Source organism: Herbaspirillum sp. Her3 (assembly GCF_057961275.1).
The window spans coordinates 4,344,109-4,363,075 of record NZ_CM176328.1 but is presented as its reverse complement, the minus strand read 5'-3'; the positions used below and the strand labels follow the sequence as shown (position 1 = coordinate 4,363,075).

Annotated in this window: 19 protein-coding genes, 1 tRNA gene, 1 other RNA gene and 1 riboswitch; of the genes, 6 read left to right on the top strand and 15 right to left on the bottom strand. The window is 61.8% G+C overall.

All coding sequences use genetic code 11. The annotated features are described in order from the left end of the window. Positions 1-259: 259 nt before the first annotated feature. Positions 260-2,107 carry an FUSC family protein gene (locus ACVC5H_RS19905; protein ID WP_489619475.1) on the bottom strand — a complete coding sequence of 616 codons (1,848 nt, stop codon included), beginning with the start codon at positions 2,105-2,107 and terminating at the stop codon, positions 260-262. Positions 2,108-2,236: 129 nt separating this feature from the next. Between ACVC5H_RS19905 and ACVC5H_RS19900 the strand changes: the two genes are divergently transcribed. From ACVC5H_RS19900 to ACVC5H_RS19885, 4 genes are all read left to right on the top strand, one after another. Then, the gene (locus ACVC5H_RS19900) at positions 2,237-2,974 is read left to right on the top strand and encodes an FCD domain-containing protein (protein ID WP_489619474.1); all 738 of its coding nucleotides are present in this window, start codon (positions 2,237-2,239) and stop codon (positions 2,972-2,974) included. A gap of 26 nt (positions 2,975-3,000) precedes the next feature. Further along, positions 3,001-4,152, top strand: coding sequence for an FMN-dependent L-lactate dehydrogenase LldD (gene lldD / locus ACVC5H_RS19895; RefSeq protein WP_489619473.1), 1,152 nt, complete (start codon positions 3,001-3,003; stop codon positions 4,150-4,152). A gap of 238 nt (positions 4,153-4,390) precedes the next feature. Further along, on the top strand, positions 4,391-4,690 hold the full coding sequence (locus tag ACVC5H_RS19890) for a hypothetical protein (protein WP_489619472.1): 300 nt from the start codon (positions 4,391-4,393) through the stop codon (positions 4,688-4,690). A gap of 76 nt (positions 4,691-4,766) precedes the next feature. Next, positions 4,767-6,932 (top strand): TonB-dependent receptor, encoded by a 2,166-nt coding sequence (locus ACVC5H_RS19885; RefSeq protein ID WP_489619471.1) that lies wholly within the window; start codon positions 4,767-4,769, stop codon positions 6,930-6,932. Between the two features lie 360 nt (positions 6,933-7,292). Here the strand turns inward: ACVC5H_RS19885 and ACVC5H_RS19880 are convergent, their stop codons facing one another. The 10 genes from ACVC5H_RS19880 to ACVC5H_RS19835 all read right to left on the bottom strand — a co-directional run bounded on the left by ACVC5H_RS19880 (position 7,293) and on the right by ACVC5H_RS19835 (position 14,622). Continuing rightward, entirely contained in the window at positions 7,293-7,835 is a 543-nt protein-coding gene (locus ACVC5H_RS19880; protein ID WP_489619470.1) for a hypothetical protein, read from the bottom strand. Between the two features lie 227 nt (positions 7,836-8,062). Continuing rightward, positions 8,063-8,138: transfer RNA gene (locus tag ACVC5H_RS19875), tRNA-Lys, on the bottom strand. A 102-nt stretch (positions 8,139-8,240) separates the two neighbouring features. Next, on the bottom strand, positions 8,241-8,996 hold the full coding sequence (gene ybgF, locus ACVC5H_RS19870) for a tol-pal system protein YbgF (protein WP_489619469.1): 756 nt from the start codon (positions 8,994-8,996) through the stop codon (positions 8,241-8,243). A 5-nt stretch (positions 8,997-9,001) separates the two neighbouring features. Then, on the bottom strand, positions 9,002-9,520 hold the full coding sequence (pal, locus tag ACVC5H_RS19865; RefSeq protein ID WP_338718391.1) for a peptidoglycan-associated lipoprotein Pal: 519 nt from the start codon (positions 9,518-9,520) through the stop codon (positions 9,002-9,004). A 43-nt stretch (positions 9,521-9,563) separates the two neighbouring features. Next, positions 9,564-10,862 carry a Tol-Pal system beta propeller repeat protein TolB gene (tolB, locus tag ACVC5H_RS19860; protein ID WP_489619468.1) on the bottom strand — a complete coding sequence of 433 codons (1,299 nt, stop codon included), beginning with the start codon at positions 10,860-10,862 and terminating at the stop codon, positions 9,564-9,566. A 3-nt stretch (positions 10,863-10,865) separates the two neighbouring features. Then, positions 10,866-11,855: a cell envelope integrity protein TolA gene (tolA, locus tag ACVC5H_RS19855; RefSeq protein ID WP_489619467.1), complete on the bottom strand. Its 990-nt coding sequence runs from the start codon at positions 11,853-11,855 to the stop codon at positions 10,866-10,868. Positions 11,856-11,872: 17 nt separating this feature from the next. Further along, positions 11,873-12,307: an ExbD/TolR family protein gene (locus ACVC5H_RS19850; RefSeq protein ID WP_017453098.1), complete on the bottom strand. Its 435-nt coding sequence runs from the start codon at positions 12,305-12,307 to the stop codon at positions 11,873-11,875. Beyond that, positions 12,307-13,011 (bottom strand): protein TolQ, encoded by a 705-nt coding sequence (gene tolQ / locus ACVC5H_RS19845; RefSeq protein WP_008326550.1) that lies wholly within the window; start codon positions 13,009-13,011, stop codon positions 12,307-12,309. Before tolQ ends, ACVC5H_RS19850 begins: the two co-directional genes overlap by 1 nt. A 212-nt stretch (positions 13,012-13,223) precedes the next feature. Further along, complete coding sequence (gene ybgC, locus ACVC5H_RS19840; protein WP_489619466.1) at positions 13,224-13,658, bottom strand: tol-pal system-associated acyl-CoA thioesterase; 435 nt, start codon at positions 13,656-13,658, stop codon at positions 13,224-13,226. Between the two features lie 211 nt (positions 13,659-13,869). Next, positions 13,870-14,622: an SDR family oxidoreductase gene (locus ACVC5H_RS19835; protein WP_489619465.1), complete on the bottom strand. Its 753-nt coding sequence runs from the start codon at positions 14,620-14,622 to the stop codon at positions 13,870-13,872. Positions 14,623-14,850: 228 nt separating this feature from the next. Next, positions 14,851-14,950, top strand: a riboswitch (ZMP/ZTP riboswitch). 139 nt (positions 14,951-15,089) lie between these two features. On the opposite strand from ACVC5H_RS19835, the gene glyA reads away from it, so the two are divergent. Beyond that, positions 15,090-16,334 (top strand): serine hydroxymethyltransferase, encoded by a 1,245-nt coding sequence (gene glyA, locus ACVC5H_RS19830; protein WP_489619464.1) that lies wholly within the window; start codon positions 15,090-15,092, stop codon positions 16,332-16,334. Positions 16,335-16,580: 246 nt separating this feature from the next. Further along, positions 16,581-17,060, top strand: a complete 480-nt coding sequence (gene nrdR, locus ACVC5H_RS19825) for a transcriptional regulator NrdR (protein ID WP_489619463.1) — start codon at positions 16,581-16,583, stop codon at positions 17,058-17,060. 109 nt (positions 17,061-17,169) lie between these two features. Here the strand turns inward: nrdR and ssrS are convergent. The 4 genes from ssrS to ACVC5H_RS19805 form a co-directional block, all read right to left on the bottom strand. Continuing rightward, a non-coding RNA gene (gene ssrS / locus ACVC5H_RS19820) (6S RNA) lies at positions 17,170-17,346 on the bottom strand. Between the two features lie 171 nt (positions 17,347-17,517). Then, entirely contained in the window at positions 17,518-17,835 is a 318-nt protein-coding gene (locus ACVC5H_RS19815) for a cell division protein ZapA (RefSeq protein ID WP_034330349.1), read from the bottom strand. Further along, on the bottom strand, positions 17,832-18,065 hold the full coding sequence (locus ACVC5H_RS19810; protein ID WP_489619462.1) for a DUF904 domain-containing protein: 234 nt from the start codon (positions 18,063-18,065) through the stop codon (positions 17,832-17,834). The genes ACVC5H_RS19815 and ACVC5H_RS19810 overlap by 4 nt, the downstream gene beginning before the upstream one ends. A 196-nt stretch (positions 18,066-18,261) precedes the next feature. Next, complete coding sequence (locus ACVC5H_RS19805; protein WP_489619461.1) at positions 18,262-18,948, bottom strand: tRNA-uridine aminocarboxypropyltransferase; 687 nt, start codon at positions 18,946-18,948, stop codon at positions 18,262-18,264. Positions 18,949-18,967: the final 19 nt, after the last annotated feature.

Below are 18,967 nucleotides of genomic sequence, written 5' to 3'. Positions count from 1 at the left end.
TGTTGTATGGCGTGGTCCCCGCAGGTCCCCGGCGCGCCCCCGCGCGCCGTACCGGCCCGGCGCCGCCGCAGATGCATGCCGCAGCGGTCGCTGGTGTCTCGGTATTGCCAATGATGAATGCCAATTTATCACAAGAAAATGACAGATCGGCAACAATGGGGCGCTTTCCGGGGTAAATGAAGTAAAGGGCAGACATTCACGTAGCGACGGCCTCGTAGCCGTTTCTCGCAGGAAAAAAGGTGAACGTTTACACCGTTTTTCAGGAAAATCTGTCGTCGGCCTGCTGCCGGTGCCACTGCACCGACGCTTGCCCGGCCAGTTCACGCAGGCTACGCAGGGAGGCGACTTCTTCTGCGGTCAGTCCGTCGCGCTGGCGACGCAGGCCACCCAGTTCGTGCAGGGCAGTCTCGGCCTCGATGCTGGCCAGTCCGGCCTGGCGCTGCAGGTGGCGCAGCACCGGGGCCGGCTGGTGCTCCAGTACGGCATCCAGATAAGCGCGGTTGGCCTCCAGCCCGGCGGCGATGCGCTGGCGCGGCGAGGCGCCCAGGTCGGGCCACAGCGCCAGCGCGGCCAGCAGGGCGGCACCGCTGCCGATCAGGTTGTCCAGCGCGCGGGCCGAGGCGATGCCGGCACCGGGCTGCAGCATGTCGGTCACGCAGATGAAGAGCATGGTCAGGAACACCACGAACACCGTGTAGTTCACCAGCCGCAGGGCAATCGCCAGCCCGGCCAGCAACACCGCCACCAGCGGCAGCAGCAGTCCGTCGGCCGGGATGATCTGCAACAGCGTCAGGGCCAGCAGGCCGCCCGTCAGGCTGCCGAGGATGCGTTCGACACAGCGCGCCCAGGTCTGGCGGGCGGCGCCCTGCAACACCACCACCACGGCCATCGTGGCCCAGTAGGGATAGCCCAGGTGAAAGGCCTGCGCCGCATAGAACACGGCGGCCACGCCCGCTGCCTGGCGTCCACCTTGTTGCAGGCTCTTGTGCAGCCGGGCCAGCAGGGCGGTGCGGGGCAGCGGGGGCGGGGCTTCTGCCGCCTCCGGGGAGCGCTGATCGGCCCACAGCAGGCGATCGGCTTGCCACAGGGCGCGCAGGCAGCCGGCGATCAGCGGGTCGGAGACCGGCGCTTGCTGGCTGGCGCTGAAGCGTTCCCGCAACGCATGGCCGGGGGCGGTGCTGCGTGCGCCATCCAGCCGTGCGTGGGCGCGCAGCAGCACGGCCAGGGCCAGGCGCGCGGCGCGGCGCTGATCGTGCGGTGTGGTCAGTTGCTGGATGGCGGCGTGCTCCAGGGCGATCAGGGTGTGGAAGATCATTTCGCAGGAGTGCAGCAGGCGCGCCCAGGTATGCGCATCGGCCATGGCGGTGCCGGCATGCCGCTGCAGCATGGCGCGCAGGCGTTCCAGGGCCAGCCGCGTGGCGCGCCGATGTTCGCCGTGTTCCCGGTGCCAGTGCTGGTCGCGGTGCTGGCCGGCAGGCGAGGCCAGCAGGGCCTGGCTCATGTCGAGCATGCGCAGCAGCGCCGCACGTGCCGCCTGGCGCAGGGCAGCCTGGTCATCGATGCGCCAGGCCAGGTTGATCAACAGCCAGGCCCAGACCGCGCCAGCACAGAAGGAGGCGGCTTGCAACGCCGCCATCGCCAGCCCATGCGGAAAGCCTGCCGCCACCACGGCCACCACCGCCAGCAACGTGCCCAGCAGCGCGCCGGATTCGATGGCACCGGTCAGCGTGACCGCGCCCAGCACCATCAGCGGGGCGGTCAGCAGGGCGGCGTGCGGCGTCCATGAGGCGCTCCAGGCACCGATGAAGGCCACCGCCGTCCCGGCCAGCGCAAAGATGCCCAGCAGCAGGCGGCGCTGCGCATGCGGGCCGGGCGCATCGCACAGGCAGGTCCAGAAGGCCGCGAACACCGCCCACGCCAGCCAGCGCTGTCCGCTCAGCATGGCCGCCGCCAGCGGCAGGGCAATGGCAACCCCGGCGCGCAAGCCTTCTTGGGCGCTGAACTGTTCCTGCAACAAAGGGAAGGAGCGCAACTCCAACCGCCGTGCGATGCGGCGCGCATGGGCGGCGAGAGAGCGGGTGTCGGGCAGCGGGAGGAAAGTGCGCATGGCAAAAACTAAGTGGTCGGACCACTTTCTGAATGAATTTGGGCCCCTGTTAAGCGAATACTACAATCGACTGCACTATCTTCGTAAGAATCCAATAAAGTGGTCCGACCACATTGAAAGGAGCCGCCGATGACTGCCTCTCCCCTGGTTGACCGCCTGGCCGACCTGATTACCCAACGTGCGCTGGCGCCGGGACAGAAGCTACCATCTGAACGCGCGCTGGCCACGGAGTTCGGCGTGTCGCGCTCGTCGCTGCGCGAGGCCATCGGTGTGCTCACCAGCCGGGGTGTGCTGGTGGCGCGCCATGGCGGTGGCACCTTCCTCGCCGCCGACGAACATGCTGCGCTGACCGATCCGATTGCCCAAGCCTTGCAGCCGCTCGCCCCGCTGGCCCGCAGCGATGCCGGCTATTGGAAGGACGTGGCCGAGATCCGTTTTTCGCTGGAAGGCGATGCCGCGTATTTCGCCGCCCTGCGCGCCAGCGACGCAGACAAGCGGCGTTTGCAGCAGGCGTATTTCGCCGTCTCCACTGCACCCCTCGATGACCTGGCCGCGCAGGCCCGCACCGATGCCGCCTTTCACCTCGCCATCGCCCAGGCCTCGCGCAATGTGGTGCTGCGGCAGGTGATGTCGGGCCTCTTGCGGCTGCTGGAGATCAGCATTGCCGACACCTTGCGGCAGTTGTATCGCTTGCCCGACATCGTGGCCCAGCTCGATTGCCAGCACCGCCAGATCCTCGATGCCATCCTCGCCGGCCGGGCCGAGGAGGCGCGCCAGCATGCCAATGCCCATCTCGATTTCGTGCAGCAGCGCCTGCTCGATATCGAAGAAGCCCCTGCCCGCGCGCGGCGGGCTGCTGCGGTTTGATTCCCTTCCCGTTCACAAGGACCTCCATGATCATCTCTTCCACCCACGATTACCGCGAAGCCGCCCGTCGGCGCTTGCCGCGTTTCCTGTTCGATTACATCGATGGCGGCGCCTACGATGAACACACGCTGGCGCGCAATTCGCTGGACCTGCGCCAGCTGGCCTTGCGCCAGCGGGTCTTGAAGGAAGTCGGCGAGGTCGATCTCTCCACCACACTCCTGGGGCAGTCGCTGGCCATGCCGCTGGCGCTCTCACCGGTCGGTTTGACGGGGATGTATGCGCGGCGCGGCGAAGTGCAGGCAGCGCGGGCGGCGACCAAGGCGGGCATTCCCTTCACCTTGTCCACGGTGTCGGTCTGCCCGATTGAAGAAGTGCAGCAGGCGGTGGCGCAGCCGATCTGGTTCCAGCTGTATGTGTTGAAGGATCGCGGCTTCATGAAGAACGTGCTCGACCGCGCCTGGGCGGCCGGTGTGCGCACGCTGGTGTTCACGGTGGACATGCCGGTGCCGGGGGCGCGCTATCGTGATCGTCACTCGGGCATGTCCGGTCCGTATGCAGCGCTGCGCCGCTATCTGCAAGCCGTCACGCATCCGCGCTGGGCCCTGGATGTGGGTTTGCTGGGGCGTCCGCATGACCTGGGCAATGTGTCCGCTTACCTCAAGAAGAAGACCGGGCTGGAAGATTACGTGGGCTGGCTGGGCGCCAATTTCGATCCGGGCATTGGCTGGCATGACCTGCAATGGATACGCGATGCGTGGCAGGGCAAGATGCTGCTCAAGGGCATTCTCGATCCCGAGGATGCGCGCCAGGCGGTCGGTTTCGGCGCCGATGGCATCGTGGTCTCCAACCATGGCGGACGCCAGCTTGATGGCGTGCTCTCGACTGCGCGTGCCTTGCCGGAGATCGCCAGCGCGGTCAAGGGCGAGCTGGCCATCCTGGTGGACTCGGGCGTGCGTTCGGGGCTGGACGTGGTGCGCCTGCTGGCCTTGGGGGCCGATACCGTGATGCTGGGCCGCGCGTTCATCTATGCGCTGGCTGCCGAGGGGCAGGCTGGCGTGGAGAATGTACTGAGTCTCTTTGCCAAGGAAATGCAGGTGGCCATGACCTTGACGGGGGCGCGCAGGATTGCCGACATCAGCGCCGATAGTCTGGTGAGGGCGGGGGCGGACGGACCGTAAGACAGCAGAGGTGAGCACGGGCCGGCAAGCAGGGAAGGGGGCGGGTGGCGGCCCGGTAATCTGGACTTCTAAAAAATAGAAGTCTTCGGCTTCTCTCATTTTTTCGGCACAGGCTCCGGTCGCGATGGTGCGCCGGAGTCACAATAAGTTGCAACAATGTTGCATATATTTACCGGTCCCTATAACATCCCGGTAAATGCAACACTATTGCAAAAACCATCGCTCATCGCCCGGGCGCGTGCCTGGGCATCACCACGTCACGGTCTGGCTGGCCATCGTGATCGTGGTGCTACAGCTATGGTGCAGTGGTTTTCATCATCATGCATTGAACGAGAAGAGCGACGATTGCGTCGCCTGCCAGCTGGCCGAACAAGACCTGCCGCCGCCCCTTGAGGTGCCGCAGCCCGATCTGTCGGCCGTGCAGTATTTCCTGGCGGGCGGCACCGTGGTGGCGCTCGCGTATTTCTTCCTGCAGTCCATCAGTCCTTATCTCGCTCCTTATTCCCAGGCGCCGCCCGTGCTGCCTTCGCGGCACTGATTCAATCCGTCAATTCATTCTGAAGACTGCCTCGCGAGGAGCGCAGTCCGGCTTCGTTCATTCTTGGGAAACCCTCATGCATTTCAATCTCTTGCGGCTCAGCGCGCTGAGCACGCTGATCGCCCTTGCCTACGGCACCCTTTCGCTGCCTGCCTGTGCGCAATCCGTTTCGACTACGCCATCCAGTGGCACCGACGTGCAAGACACGGCGGATTCCTCGGGCAGCACCGCTGCACTGCCCACCATTTCGGTTTCTTCCGAACGCCTTGACCGGGCCCGCAATGGCATCCTGGTCGAGACCGGCAGCAGCGCTTATCACATCGGCCAAAAGGATATCCAGGCCTTGCCGCAGGGAGAGAACACGCCCTTCAATGACTTGCTGCTGCAAGCACCGGGCGTGGCGCAGGATTCGTATGGCCAGTTGCACGTGCGGGGCGACCATGCCAACCTGCAATATCGTCTCAACGGCATCCTGCTGCCGGAAAGCATTTCCGGGTTTGGACAAACGCTGGATACCCGCTTCGTCGATAGCGTCAACCTGCTCACCGGTGCGCTGCCGGCGCAATACGGCTATCGCACCGCCGGCATCGTTGATATCCATACCAAGACTGCCGGCCTGACACCGGGCGGGGATATCGGCGTGGTCATGGGCAGCAACAACACGCGCCAGGTCAATGGCCAGGCCAATGGCGTCGTCAACGGCATCAGTTATTACGTCACCGGTTCGCTGGATGCCAACAATCTGGGGATCGAAAATCCCACCGGTTCTTCCTCGGCATTGCATGACCGCACCACCCAGAGCAAGGCGTTCGGGTATTTCTCCTATCTGATCAATCCTGATACGCGCCTGAGCCTGATCCTGGCCAATACCAACAGTCACTTCCAGATTCCCAATACGGCGGGGCAGACGCCGAGTTTCAATGTCGCGGGTGGCAATGTCGCGTCCGAGAACCTGAATGAAACCCAGGATGAAATCACCCGCTACGGCATCCTGTCGCTGCAGGGCGTGATCGGCGAGGACATCGATTACCAGATCGCCGCCTTCAGCCGCTATACCAGCGTGAAGTTCCAGCCGGACACGCTGGGGGACCTGATGTACACCGGCGTATCGACCAAGGTCGCGCGCGCGGGCCTGGCCAATGGCTTGCAGGCCGATGGCAGCTATCGTCTCAATGACCGCCATACCTTGCGCAGCGGCATTTCCTATACCCGCGAAACCCTGACCAACAGCGATCAATCCCTGACCTTGCCGACCGATGCCAATGGCAACCAGAGCAGCGACACGCCCATTGCGATCAGCGATGGCAATCGCAAGATCACCACCGAAGTGGGTGTCTATCTGCAGGACGAATGGAAGATCACGGACGCGCTGACGCTCAATTACGGTGCCCGCTTCGACGAGTTGAATGCCTACGTCACCGGCAGCCAGTTGAGCCCGCGCATCGGCGTGGTGTATCAGCTCAATGAGCGCACCACCTTGCACGCCGGCTATGCCCGCTACTTCACGCCGCCCACCAGCGAACTGATTGCGGCCAGCACCATCAACAACTTTGCCAACACGACTGGTGCACCGCCGACCAGTGGCAACGATGCAGTGCAGCCGGAGCGGTCCAATACCTATGACCTGGGAGTGAGCCACAAGCTGACCAATCAGCTGACGCTGGGTGTGGATGGCTATTACAAGCAGATCACCAACCTGCTCGATGAAGGGCAGTTTGGTTCTGCGCTGCTCTATACGCCGTTCAATTATTCGCAGGGGAAGATCTATGGCGTGGAGCTGACGCTGAACTATCGCAAGGATGATCTGGCGGCATATTTCAACCTGGCTCGCGCTACTGCGCTGGGCAAGAACATCTCATCGAGCCAATACAATTTCAGCCAGGATGAACTCAACTACATTGCCAACCACTGGGTTCATCTGGATCACGATCAGGCGATCACGGTATCGGCCGGGGCGTCCTATGTTTATCACGACACCACCTATAGCGGCAGCGTAGTCTCGGGTAGCGGCTTGCGCAGCGGTTTTGCCAATACCGATCATCTGCCGTATTACACCAGCGTCAATTTGTCGGTGGCGCATGAGTTCAGGGATTCGCCGATTGGTCATGCGACGGTGCGCCTGAGTGCCATCAACGTGCTGGATGCGGTTTACGAAATCCGCGATGGCAGCGGGATCGGGGTGGGGGCGCCGCAGTATGGGCAGCGGCGAGGGGTATATCTGGCGGTGACCAAGCATTTCTGAGGGGCGGGACGCGGGTGGGTGCCCGCGTGCCAGTCGCGGAAGACTTGAGCGAAGGCGATATACGCGTTGAGAGGCAATGCAAGACACCGAAACAGGTTCTGGGTGAGTAAACTGCCAAACGCGCCGGGGCCTCGGCATGGGAAAAATCAAGGAAGGGGCGTGGTCATCGGGGAGAACAATAAGGCAGGACGAGCTCAATAAGGCACGAGGAGCAGGTCAGTGAAACTTCAGATCCTCTGTCTGTTCGGTTTCCGCCACCGGTAGGTGATCCCACGGCACAACTCGACTCATTCTCTCCAAGACTGCTTCTGGCTCGGTATGCTGTCTCGCTTACTCGCCCGTACTTGCCTTGCCAGAGAATCAGGGCAGCGGCGGCGGACCAAATTTCCCACCCGCGAACTGGTCATCTATTGCCGGAAATTGTTGATCGAAAAGGCGTTTTTGCTCGGCAGAGAGCATTCCGTAAAGTTTTCGAAGAGAAGAGAGCTTTCTCTCCAAATCCGTTTGACGCTTCTTGGCGATGGTGAGCTCCCGCTCCGTGCGTTCAATTGCGGAAAGATTGCTTGCTTGGGCTTCGGCACGAGCGTTGTCTGGTCTCAATGACTGTATGAAGCCAAGCCATGCCGCTTTTTGCTCTGTGGACAGTTTCAGTTTTTCTTGTAGCTCGGCCTGTCTCTTGAGCCGAATCTCATCCTCTTTTTGTGGGTCATGACCACCTGGAGGGCGATTGTCGAGATTCTTCCCGTTTTCTTTCGGCGGTGGGGCAGGTGGTTGCTGGGCAAATGACGTGGAACCGAGTATCAGGAACATCACCCCGAAACAAAAACAATGCCCGATGGATTTTAGCTTCGCGACAAACATATGAGTTTGATTCCTATGTCTTAATATGGAAGATTCCAGCATACAGGTAACACCTCATCCATCACAACGTCGTATCGGGACTTTGATGAATCAGGAGGGGGCATTTACCGAAATGCGTTGCCTCTTTTTTACCAGAGTGAACCAGGACGGGTAGAGCACCGCCGAGTGACGAATTTCCAAGTTGCGCGGATTCCAGCAATTTAGCTGTGTATGGACGAAAAAAAAGCACCCCGATTTCTCGTAAGTGCTTTTTTTCTACTGCAAATTCGTGGTAGGCCGTGCGGGACTCGAACCTGCGACCAACGGATTAAAAGTCCGCTGCTCTACCAACTGAGCTAACGACCCGAAAGACCGCTATTATAGGCAAACTCTATCGGCAGTGTCAACACTAAGGCGGCACAAACCATCCGCCATCGCGTGTAACACCACAACATCCGCCAGCTTCGCTTACTTGAGCGAGGCCATCCTGTCCTTGCCGGTCTGGGCGGCAGGAGTGTTCGGGTACTTGGCGATCAACTGTTCCAAAGTCTTCTTGGCCGCTGCCTTGTCTTTCAGTTCAGCTTGCGAACTGGCGATGTTGAGCAGGGCGTCGGCCGCCTTGGGGTTGTCCGGATAATTCTTCACCACCACCTGCTGCGCCGCGATGGCGCCTTTGTAGTCGCGCTGGGCGTACAGGGCATTGCCTTGCCAGTATTGCGCCGAGGCGGCATAGCCGGATTGCGGATAGCGCTTCAGGAAGTCGGCAAAGGCGTTGGCCGCACCCTTGTAGTCGCCGCCCTTGAATTGCGACAGCGCTGCATCATAGGCCTGCTGTTCGGACACGCCTACAGCGACCGTCTGGCCATCCACCTGCACCTGTTGCGGCTCCAGCTTGCGCAGGCGCGCGTCCAGGTCGACGTAGAAATCCTTCTGGCGTTGCTGGGCGTTGGTAATCTCGTTGGTCAGTACCTCGATCTGGCCGCGCAGCGCCGCAATCTGGGATTGCAGGTTGTCGTTGCGGTCCGAGAGCGTCAGGACACTGTTCTTGTCAGCCTTGTTGGCGACGTCACGCTGCAGGGCTTCGATCTTGGAACGCATGTCCAGGATGGCCTTGCGCGCCTCGTCATCATCAAACAGGCCGGCTCGGGCGGTAAGCGGTAAGAAAGCCGTGGCGGCCAGCATGGCCGCCACGGTTACCGATTTCAGTTTGAAAGCGGTATGCATGACGATTATTGGTAAGCGATGTCAGCGCGACGGTTTTCAGCGTAGGCCGCTTCATCCTGGCCCAGTGCCTTCGGCTTTTCCTTGCCGAAGGAAACCGCTTCCACTTGTGCGTCCGACACGCCCAGCAGGACCAGGGCCTTGCGGACGGCTTCAGCACGCTTCTGGCCCAGGGCCAGGTTGTATTCGGCGCCACCGCGATCGTCGGTGTTGCCTTGGATGATGACCTTGCGATCCTTGTGGGCCACCAGGTACTTGGCGTGGTTTTCGATGACGGTACGGTATTCCGGCTTGACGGTGTAGCTGTCGTAGTCGAAGTACACGCTACGCTTGGCCAGCACGCCTTGCGGGTCGTTCAGCGGGTCAACGGAACCGGCGTTGACGGTGCCCACGGTGCGGGTGTCAGCGCCGTTGCTGGCGCCGGTCTGCACGGGGGCATTGGCCTTGTCGTCCAGCTTGGTCGACGAGCAGGCGGCCAGCAGAACAGCGCTGGAGACGATGAGGGCGAAGGTACTGATAGTGCGCATTTTGGATTTCTCCTTGTCGTGATGAAAGCAATATTGGATTTCTTTATTTCATGAACGGACCCCAGGTCGGTTCCCTGATATCACCGGCCTGCGTCGTCAGACGCTGTTTGATTCGACCGTCGGTAGAAACGACGGCCAGGGATCCGCGACGACCAGATTCCGTCGCGTACATGATGTATTTGCCGTTGGGCGCAAAGCTGGGCGACTGGTCGCGGCTGCCGTCGGAGAGGCGAATCTCCTGGCCATTGGTCAGGTCCAGTGCATACAGCTGGAACAGGCCGTCGCGACGGGAGATGAAGGCCAGCGTCTTGCCATCAGGCGAAATGCGCGGGCTGATGTTGTAGCTGCCATTGAAGGTGACGCGCTGGGGCGAGCCGCCATCCAGGCCCACCTTGTACACCTGCGGGCCACCGCTGCGGTCGCTGGTGAAGTAGATGCTGCCGCCATCGGGCGAAAACTGCGGTTCGGTATCGATGCCGGCACTGTTGGTCAGGCGGCGCAGGCCGGAACCATCGGCATTGATGATGTAGACCTGGGTCAGGCCATCGCGCGTCAGGGCCACGGCCAGGCGCGAGCCGTCCGGCGACCAGGCCGGGGCCGAGTTGCTGCCCTTGAAGTTGGCCACGATGGAACGCTGGCGCGTCACCAGGTTCTGGATGTAGACCACCGGCTTCTTCATCTCGAAGGAGACGTAGGCGACCTTGGTGCCATCGGGCGACCAGGACGGCGAGATGATCGGCTCGTTGGAGCGCAGCGCCACCTGCGTGCCTTCGCCATCGGCATCGGCCACTTCCAGGCGGTATTCGTTGCCGGACTTGGTGACGTAAGAAATGCGGGTGGAGAAGATGCCGGGGATGCCGGTCAGCTTCTGGTAGATGTCGTCGGCGATCTTGTGCGCGGTCAGGCGCAGCAGTTGCGGCTGGGCACCGATGGACAGCGCCGAGAGCTGGGTCGACTGCACCGTGTCGAAGAGGCGATAGCGCACGTCGAAGCGGCCATCGGCCAGGCGCGTGACGCTACCCACGGCCAGCGCATTGGCACCGCGCTTTTGCCAGTCGGCATAGTTGATGGCCGAGGAGTCAGAGAGCGCATCGCCATTGTCGATCAGCTTGAAGACGCCACTGCGGGCCAGGTCGGCCTTGACCACCGGGGTGATCTGCTGCGGCGCGGTTTCTTCGCCGGGGAAGGCGGTGATGGCCACCGGAATCTGCGAGGCGCCCACGCCGGTGATCTCGAAGCGCAGCTGCGCCTGCGAGGCCGGGGCGAAGGACAGGCCGGCCACCGCCACGGTGGCAGCGGCGATACGCGTCAGGTTCAGGGTCAGGTAACGGGCTTTAATCATCGTTTACTGATCTTTCGGATAATGGGTGAATGTGAAGCTGGACGGTACCTTGCCATCCGTGTCGGCCGGGAAGGGCTGAGACTTCATGATGGCACTACGCACGGCTTCATCGAAGCCCGGGACACCTGAAGGCTTGTTCACACGCACGCTGCGCACGGTCCCGTCCGGGAACAATTCGACAGTGTACTCCCCGGCAGGGTTTCCGCTGACGTCGCTGTTGTCGAAGAGCGTGTTGGCACGGATCTTCGCGCGCAGCTTGTTGGCATAGTTGGGGCTACCCTTCGGACCCTGCGATTTCTCGGCCGTGCCGGTGCCACCGGTGGCGCTGGTAGCCTGGCCCATCATGCGCTTCAAGTCTTCCTGGCGACGCTGTTCAGCGGCCTTGGCGTCGGCTGCGGCTTGCTGCTGCTTCTTCTTGTCGGCAGCCTGCTTCTCGGCGTCGGCCTTCTTCCTGGCTTCTTCTTCCTTCTGCTTTTCTTCCTTGAGCTTCTTCTGCTTGTCGGCTTCCCGCTTTTCCTTCTTCTCGCGCTCAGCCTTGTCCTTCTCGGCCTGCTCCTTCTTCTCGCGGTCGGCCTTTTCCTTCTCGGCCTTGAGCTTGTCGGCCTTTTCCTGTTCCAGGCGCTGCTGCTTTTCCTGCTCTTCCTTGCGCTTCTTTTCCTTCTCCTTCTGCAAGGCGATATCGGGTTTCTCGACCTTGGGTTCGTCGATCACCTTGGGCGGAACGGGCTTGGGTTCAGGCTGCGGCTGGGGTTGCGGTTGCGGCGGCTCGACCACGACCGGCTGCGGCTCCGGTTGCGGCGGCGTGGGCAGCGGTGCGGCTTCCTTGTATTGCGGATCCCAGATCTCGGCTTCCACCGTCAGCGGCGTTTCGCTCTGCCAGCGGATGCCGATCCAGAAGAACAGGAACAAGGCCACGTGCATCACCAGCGCCAGCGTGATGGCGCGCCAGCGGCCGGGCGGCTTGGGGATGGTGTAGTGTGCGTTATCGCTCATATCACTCGGCTGTGCGCTTACTTGGTGGCCAGGCCGACCCGCGCGATTCCTTGTTTCTTGGCTTCCGAGATGACCTGCACCACGTCGTCGTACTTGATGTCCTTGTCGGCCGAAATCATCACCGCCAGGTCGGGATTGTCTTCATGCAACTGGCGCAGGCGTTCGGCCAGGTCGGTCTTGCCGGTCACGGTCTCGGCCTTCTTGCCGCCGCTCTTGGGGCCGTTGATGCGGATGGTGGCCTGGGCGTTGGGCTTCAGGGCGATCTCGATGTAGTCCGACGGCGGCTGCGTGGACTTGCCCGCCGTGGGCAGGTTGATCACGCTGGGATTGGTGATGGGCGTGGCCACCATGAAGATGATGAGCAGCACCAGCATCACGTCGATGTAGGGCACGACGTTGATTTCGGACTTGAACTTGCGGGGACGGCCCCCGCGCATCGATGAGCCAGCCATTAGCGTGCCTGACGTTGCAAGATGTTGGAGAACTCTTCGATGAAGCTTTCGAAGCGGATCGCCAGACGGTCGATATCGTGCGAATAGCGGTTGTAGGCCACCACCGCCGGGATCGCCGCGAACAGGCCGATGGCAGTCGCAATCAGGGCTTCGGCAATGCCGGGGGCCACTGCGGCCAGGGTGGCCTGCTGCACGTTGGCCAGGCCGCGGAAGGCGTTCATGATGCCCCAGACGGTGCCGAACAGGCCCACGTAGGGAGACACCGAACCCACCGACGCCAGGAAGGCCAGGTGCGATTCCAGTGCATCCATCTCGCGCTGGTAGGCCGCGCGCATGGCGCGGCGGGCGCCGTCCAGCAGCAGGCCGGGATCGACCGCACCGCCACGGGCCGCCACCGAGGCCTTGGCCTTGGTGAATTCACCCATGCCGGCCTGGAAGATGCGTTCCAGCGCGCCACCGGCGCCGCCGGCCTTGCGGCGGTTGGACAGGGCATCCTGGTACAGCGCCGACAGGTTGCCGCCGGACCAGAAGACGCGCTCGAATTCCTCGGTCTGCACACGGGCCGAGCGGATGGTGAACATCTTGCGGAAGATGTAGGTCCAGCTGGTGACCGAGGCCGACAACAGCAGCAACATCACCAGTTGCACCAGGACGGACGCGTTTGCGATCAGTGAAATGAAGGACAGGTCTTGTGTGACATTCATGGGAAAGTGTGGCGGCTTGGAGGCGGCGTTTGGATGGATAGTCGAGAGTTAAAAATCTTTTGTTCAGTTGGCGTGCAAGCAATACGAAACAAAAGACGGCAAATACGGACAGAAGTTTTCCCTGCGGCAGATCGTCCCAGCCGGCGGGAGCGGCCTGCGGGCAGGCGCGGATCCCAGTGCCATAAAGGCGCGGATGAGCTTTTCCGTTGACATCATGTGGCCTTCTTGATGCAAGTCAGCACTTCGTCAGGAATCGGGCGGGGCCGGAAAGTGGCCTGGTCCACGCAGACGACGGTGATGCTGCCGCGGGCCAGCAGCCTGGGTTCGCCGTCCCCCGACGGCAGGCGCCAGGCCTCCTGGATGAATTGCATGGAAGCATTTCGAAGTTTTTCGACCACGACGGTCAGGCGGAGTTCATCGTCCAGGCGGGCTGGCGAGAGATAGTCGACGCTGGTGTTGCTGACCACGAAGAGGGCGCCGGTGGTCTCGGCCAGGTGTTGTTGCTGGAAACCGAAGGAGCGCAGCCATTCCGTCCGGGCGCGCTCGAAGAACTTCAGGTAGTTGGCGTAGAAGACCACGCCTCCGGTGTCGGTATCTTCGTAATAGACCCGGATGTTCCAGTCGAATGGACTACTGGGGGCACTCATATGCTTCTTGTTATTGGGAAATCTGCGGTGGCAGCGGAGAAAGAATCAGGAAAAATGAATCAAGGACCCAGGATGATGCCGGGAAGCAAGCGGACCGGGTGGCGACCTGCCGCTGCCTGAAGAACTTGCCAATCAGCCAAGCGATCAGCTAGGGAAGGCGTTCTTGCGGCGCCAGGGCGCCGTCGGCAAAAACGCCATTCTACTCCATCCCTTACTGTTTGCGCTTGATGTTGAAGGGGCTGAAGCCCTGGCAGGTCGGCATCAGTTCCATGTAGTTGATGTTCACATGGGCGGGCATGGTGGCGACCCAGAAGGCCGCTTCTGCGATGTCCTCGGCCGTCAGCGGGGTCGTTCCTTCATACACCTTGGCCGCGGCGCCATCATCGCCCTTGAAGCGCACGTTGGAGAACTCGGTGCCGCCGCACAGGCCGGGGGCCAGGTTGGTAGCGCGTACGCCGGTGCCCACCAGGTCGGCGCGCAGGTTCAGGGTGAACTGGTCGACGAAGGCCTTGGTGGCGCCGTAGACGTTGCCGCCCGGGTAGGGATAGGCACCGGCCACCGAGCCCAGGTTGATGATGGTGCCGCTGCCGCGCTTGACCATTTCCGGCAGCAGGGCGTGGGTGATGGTGACCAGGCCCTTGACGTTGGTATCGATCATGGTTTCCCAGTCCGACAGCGCCACTTCATGGGCCGGGCCCAGACCCAGGGCCAGGCCGGCGTTGTTGATGAGCACGTCGACCTGCTTCCATTCGCCCGAGAGGCTGGCCAGGCCGGCGTTGATCGATTCCTTGCTGGTCACATCCAGCACCAGGGGCAGGATCTTGTCGGCGCCCAGCTCCTTGACCAGATCATCCAGGCGTTCCTTGCGGCGACCGGCGGCGATCACCTTGTGACCGTTGCCGGCAAATTTGCGCGCCATGGCGGCGCCGAAGCCTGCGGTTGCTCCGGTAATCAAGACGACCATCTTTTGATTCTCCTGTTGTGTGGCAGTTGGGTAGCTGGGCTGGCAGCGGCATCGCAGACTGCACAAGCCTTCATGCCGGCGCCGGGAATAAAACGAAATTGTAGCCCAAAGCCGCTTTTTACGAGGGAGGGCTCGCTTTTTCCTTCATTTCGCCCTGGAGCGGGCCTGTTGCGAAGCCGCCATGGTTCTTGCCCAAATCGCCCCGTTTCACTACAATGCGCTCACCATTTCGTCTCACGTGACTGGCGAAACGCCGCGTAAAACCGGCCAAGATGGGGATCCATCGGGAAGCGTGAGATTTCAACAGCCGTGCGCCTGGGCAGCCGAATGGACAGTACGACTGAGGCTGCCCGCACTCCCACACTATTTTTGGCCCTCATTCGATTTCGGAAGTCGAGCTACCGGCATGTCCGCATCCTGCCGGTGACACGATCTTCGGCCGCAGCTCATCAATTTGGAGAAACACCATGTTTGACAAGAACCAGACTCTCGCAAAAGTCGATCCCGACCTGTGGTCTGCCATCCAGAAGGAAAACGCCCGCCAGCAGGATCACATCGAGCTGATCGCTTCTGAAAACTACACCTCGCCGGCCGTGATGGAAGCGCAAGGTTCGCAGCTGACCAACAAGTACGCCGAAGGCTATCCGGGCAAGCGCTACTACGGTGGCTGCGAATACGTGGACGTGGCCGAGCAGCTGGCCATCGACCGCCTGAAGGCCCTGTTCGGCGCCGAAGCCGCCAACGTGCAGCCCAACTCCGGCTCCCAGGCCAATCAGGGCGTGTTCTTCGCCATGTTGAAGCCGGGCGACACCATCATGGGCATGTCGCTGGCAGAAGGCGGCCACCTGACCCACGGCATGGCGCTGAACATGTCGGGCAAGTGGTTCAACGTGGTTTCCTACGGTCTGAACGAAAAGGAAGAGATCGACTACGACGCCATGGAACGCCTGGCCCGTGAGAAGAAGCCCAAGCTGATCATCGCTGGCGCCTCCGCCTACTCGCTGCGCATCGATTTCGAGCGCTTCGCCAAGATTGCCAAGGAAGTCGGCGCCTACTTCATGGTCGACATGGCTCACTACGCCGGCCTGATCGCTGCAGGCGTGTACCCGAACCCGGTGCCCTTCGCCGACTTCGTGACCTCGACCACCCACAAGTCCCTGCGCGGTCCGCGCGGTGGCGTGATCCTGATGAAGGCCGAGCATGAGAAGGCCATCAACTCGGCCATCTTCCCCGGCATCCAGGGCGGTCCGCTGATGCACGTGATCGCCGCCAAGGCCGTGGCCTTCAAGGAAGCGGCTTCGCCGGAATTCAAGGCTTACCAGCAGCAAGTGGTGAAGAACGCCGACGTGCTGGCCAAGACCCTGATCGCGCGTGGTTTGCGTATCGTCTCCGGCGGCACCGAGTCGCACGTGATGCTGGTGGACCTGCGTCCGAAGGGCCTGACCGGCAAGGAAGCCGAAGCCATCCTGGGTTCGGCCCACATGACCTGCAACAAGAACGGCATCCCCAACGATCCGGAAAAGCCATTCGTGACCTCCGGCATCCGTCTGGGCAGCCCGGCCATGACCACCCGTGGTTTCAAGGAAGCCGAAGCCGAGAAGGTCGGCAACCTCATCGCCGACGTGCTGGACAACCCGCACGACGCCGCCACCATTGAGCGCGTCAAGGCCGAAGTGAAGAAGCTGACCGACGCCTTCCCGGTCTACGGCTGATTGGCGTTGGCAGGGCCGGACCGTTGCGGGCCGGCATGAAGTTTCCTGCCAAAATCGGGAAAATTGAAAAGTTGGTCCTGACGGCGCCCGTTCCTGCGGGCGCCGTCGTTGTCTGCACTACCATACGATGGTCCTGGCGGCACGGCGATGCGACACTGCGGGGTTCGCCCTGGCCGGCCCGATCTGCAGCACCGAAGTTCCGGGGGTTCGGCCCTCATTGTCCAGCTCAATCACATTACTGCCACCATGAAGTGCCCATTCTGCAATCACGAAGACACCCCGGTGCTGGATACGCGCCTGTCCGAGGACGGCCATTCGATCCGTCGCCGCCGCCGCTGCGGAAATTGCGACAAGCGCTTCACGACCTATGAGCGCATCGAGCTGACCATGCCGGTGATCGTCAAGAAGAATGGCAGCCGCACCGACTTCGATCCGGCCAAGCTGCGCGGCAGTCTCATGCTGGCGCTGCGCAAGCGCCCGGTCTCGGCCGAGGCGGTGGACATGGCCATCCAGAGCATCCAGGACAAGCTGTTGCAAAGCGGCGAGCGCGAGGTGATGTCGGGGCAGGTGGGGGAGCTGGTGATGCGCGAACTGAAGCGTCTGGACAAGATCGCCTACATCCGCTTTGCCTCGGTCTACAAGAGCTTCGAGGATGTGACCGAATTCCAGGATGCCATCGATGAAGTGGGGCTGGAGCGCAAGTCGGCCAAGAAGCGGGAGAGCTGAGGCCAGTGTGGATGGGTGCATGAGTGCATGCACTTTTTTGATTCACTCACCAACTCGCCCGGTGAGCAGGCATAAAAAAACGGCTGCAAATGCAGCCGTTTTCCTTGAATCAAGTCCCGCCTGTGCCGCTGTGCCGGCATCCTGAACCTGACGGTTCAAGTTGGCTGCAGTAGTTCAATTTCGGGTTCATCGGACTAGCGACGCTCACGCCCATCGAACGATCCCACAGCCTATGCTCGTAAATGGTTCAAGGAATATATGGCAATCGCGAACACGGCAGGAGTACGAAGTCTAACCCATTCAGGGTTCTCCTCCAAGACCTTCGCCGAAAATAAGTCCACGATTTTGTAACCGGATTTTCGATGCCTCAGTGGAGCAAGGCAAGGAAGCAAAAATGGCTGCGCGAGGCAGCCATTTTTTTTGCAGCAAGTGCCGAGGATGTCTGCGGACGACACCCTCAGAACAGTTTTTCCTGGGGTGCCAGCGCCTGGTCCACTACCTCGGTGATGGCGGCGATCTGCTGCTGCCACTGGGCAATGGTGAGGCCGGCGAAGGGGCCTTCGGCGCGTTGCATGCTCAGCAACTCGGCAGCGATGCCCAGGCCCGCCATCACGGCGATACGGTCGGTGCCCTTGATGCGGCCGGCGTCGCGGATGGCGCGCATCTTCTGGTCGAGATAGGCGACCGCGTGATGCAGCGCGGCCTGTTCGCCTTCCTGGCAGGCCAGCGTGTAGGACTGGCCCATGATCATGGCATTGATCTGGATGGTGCTCATGCAGCCTCCTCATCGGCCGCAGCCGTTTCTTCCTCGGCGGCTACCGGCAGTTGCGCCAGGACGGCGGCAACGCGCTGGTAGGCTTGATCCACACGGGTGGCGAGGGTGGTGTTGTCTTCGGAGAGCAGTTTGACTTTCCGGCGCAGCTCGGCATTTTCTTCGCGCAGGCCTTGGGCCAGCTGGGCGAGCTGTGTGACTTTTTCAGCCAGTTGCAGGAATTCGGAACTCATGTGTTGATTTGTTCGCAGGGATGGGATGACGCCGGCGGGCGCCAGCGCTTGTCAGAGATGTTCAGGATGACCAGGGCTCAATCGTTCAATTATAAGCGTATTGCCGCGCCACCTGAACAAGAACGGCCGCACGCAGCGGCCGGATGGGTTGGTCAGCGCTGGCCGGGTTTGGTTCCCCGGGGCCGGCCGCACAGGTCTATTCGCTGCGCCGCGTAGCTTGTCCGTGCATGCGCATGTAGCCCTGTTGCAGCACGAAGTTGTCGAAGGCGGTCAGCAGGGGATGATATTTTTCGCTGTTGCGCTCCAGTTGCATCAAGGCATAGCCGGTGGCTTCGAGGGTGGCCAGTTGCTCGGGCTTGTGCGACTTGCGGATGGTGTAGCGCGAGGTCGGGGTGTCGATCAGCATCATGCGCGGCAGGCTCTGCAGCATCGGGTTTTCGAACAGCATCTTGCGGCTCTTGCGCCAGGTACCGTCGAGGATCACCAGGCGGATGCGCTTGAGCGGTTCCTGCTTGTCCACCATCATGGTGCGCGCGTCGAAATAGCGCGTCTCTGCGGTGCAGGCGTCATCCGTGTAGAGCAGCACGGGATGCACGGTTTCGCTGGGGGAAACGCTGCGCAGGCGGGAAGGCGCGTGCAGCATCGCATGCAGTTCCTCGGGATCGAACACCGAGCCCACCACCAGCTTGCTGTAGGGCAGGCTCAGGTGCAGCAGGCGCACGCTGTTCTTGGCGTTGCTCACTTCGAGCGGATGCTGCAGGATCAGCACATCGATGGCGTGATCGATGGGAGAGGTCCAGTGGCAGATGCATGCCGTCAGCGCCCTCTGGCAGATGGGACAGAGCAATCTGCGGGCCAATTGTTGATCGTGGTTGGAAACCAAAATGTTCAGCCTTCTGTAG

What these genes read in the sequence shown, in the direction of transcription:
- ybgF (WP_489619469.1), bottom strand. Translation starts at nt 8,996, where the DNA reads ATGCATACCGCTTTCAAACTGAAATCGGTAACCGTGGCGGCCATGCTG.
- glyA (WP_489619464.1), top strand. Translation starts at nt 15,090, where the DNA reads ATGTTTGACAAGAACCAGACTCTCGCAAAAGTCGATCCCGACCTGTGG.
- tolB (WP_489619468.1), bottom strand. Translation starts at nt 10,862, where the DNA reads ATGATTAAAGCCCGTTACCTGACCCTGAACCTGACGCGTATCGCCGCT.
- ACVC5H_RS19905 (WP_489619475.1), bottom strand. Translation starts at nt 2,107, where the DNA reads ATGCGCACTTTCCTCCCGCTGCCCGACACCCGCTCTCTCGCCGCCCAT.
- pal (WP_338718391.1), bottom strand. Translation starts at nt 9,520, where the DNA reads ATGCGCACTATCAGTACCTTCGCCCTCATCGTCTCCAGCGCTGTTCTG.
- ACVC5H_RS19900 (WP_489619474.1), top strand. Translation starts at nt 2,237, where the DNA reads ATGACTGCCTCTCCCCTGGTTGACCGCCTGGCCGACCTGATTACCCAA.
- nrdR (WP_489619463.1), top strand. Translation starts at nt 16,581, where the DNA reads ATGAAGTGCCCATTCTGCAATCACGAAGACACCCCGGTGCTGGATACG.
- ACVC5H_RS19885 (WP_489619471.1), top strand. Translation starts at nt 4,767, where the DNA reads ATGCATTTCAATCTCTTGCGGCTCAGCGCGCTGAGCACGCTGATCGCC.
- ACVC5H_RS19880 (WP_489619470.1), bottom strand. Translation starts at nt 7,835, where the DNA reads ATGCTGGAATCTTCCATATTAAGACATAGGAATCAAACTCATATGTTT.
- ACVC5H_RS19835 (WP_489619465.1), bottom strand. Translation starts at nt 14,622, where the DNA reads ATGGTCGTCTTGATTACCGGAGCAACCGCAGGCTTCGGCGCCGCCATG.
- ACVC5H_RS19850 (WP_017453098.1), bottom strand. Translation starts at nt 12,307, where the DNA reads ATGGCTGGCTCATCGATGCGCGGGGGCCGTCCCCGCAAGTTCAAGTCC.
- ACVC5H_RS19810 (WP_489619462.1), bottom strand. Translation starts at nt 18,065, where the DNA reads ATGAGTTCCGAATTCCTGCAACTGGCTGAAAAAGTCACACAGCTCGCC.
- tolA (WP_489619467.1), bottom strand. Translation starts at nt 11,855, where the DNA reads ATGAGCGATAACGCACACTACACCATCCCCAAGCCGCCCGGCCGCTGG.
- lldD (WP_489619473.1), top strand. Translation starts at nt 3,001, where the DNA reads ATGATCATCTCTTCCACCCACGATTACCGCGAAGCCGCCCGTCGGCGC.
- ybgC (WP_489619466.1), bottom strand. Translation starts at nt 13,658, where the DNA reads ATGAGTGCCCCCAGTAGTCCATTCGACTGGAACATCCGGGTCTATTAC.
- ACVC5H_RS19815 (WP_034330349.1), bottom strand. Translation starts at nt 17,835, where the DNA reads ATGAGCACCATCCAGATCAATGCCATGATCATGGGCCAGTCCTACACG.
- tolQ (WP_008326550.1), bottom strand. Translation starts at nt 13,011, where the DNA reads ATGAATGTCACACAAGACCTGTCCTTCATTTCACTGATCGCAAACGCG.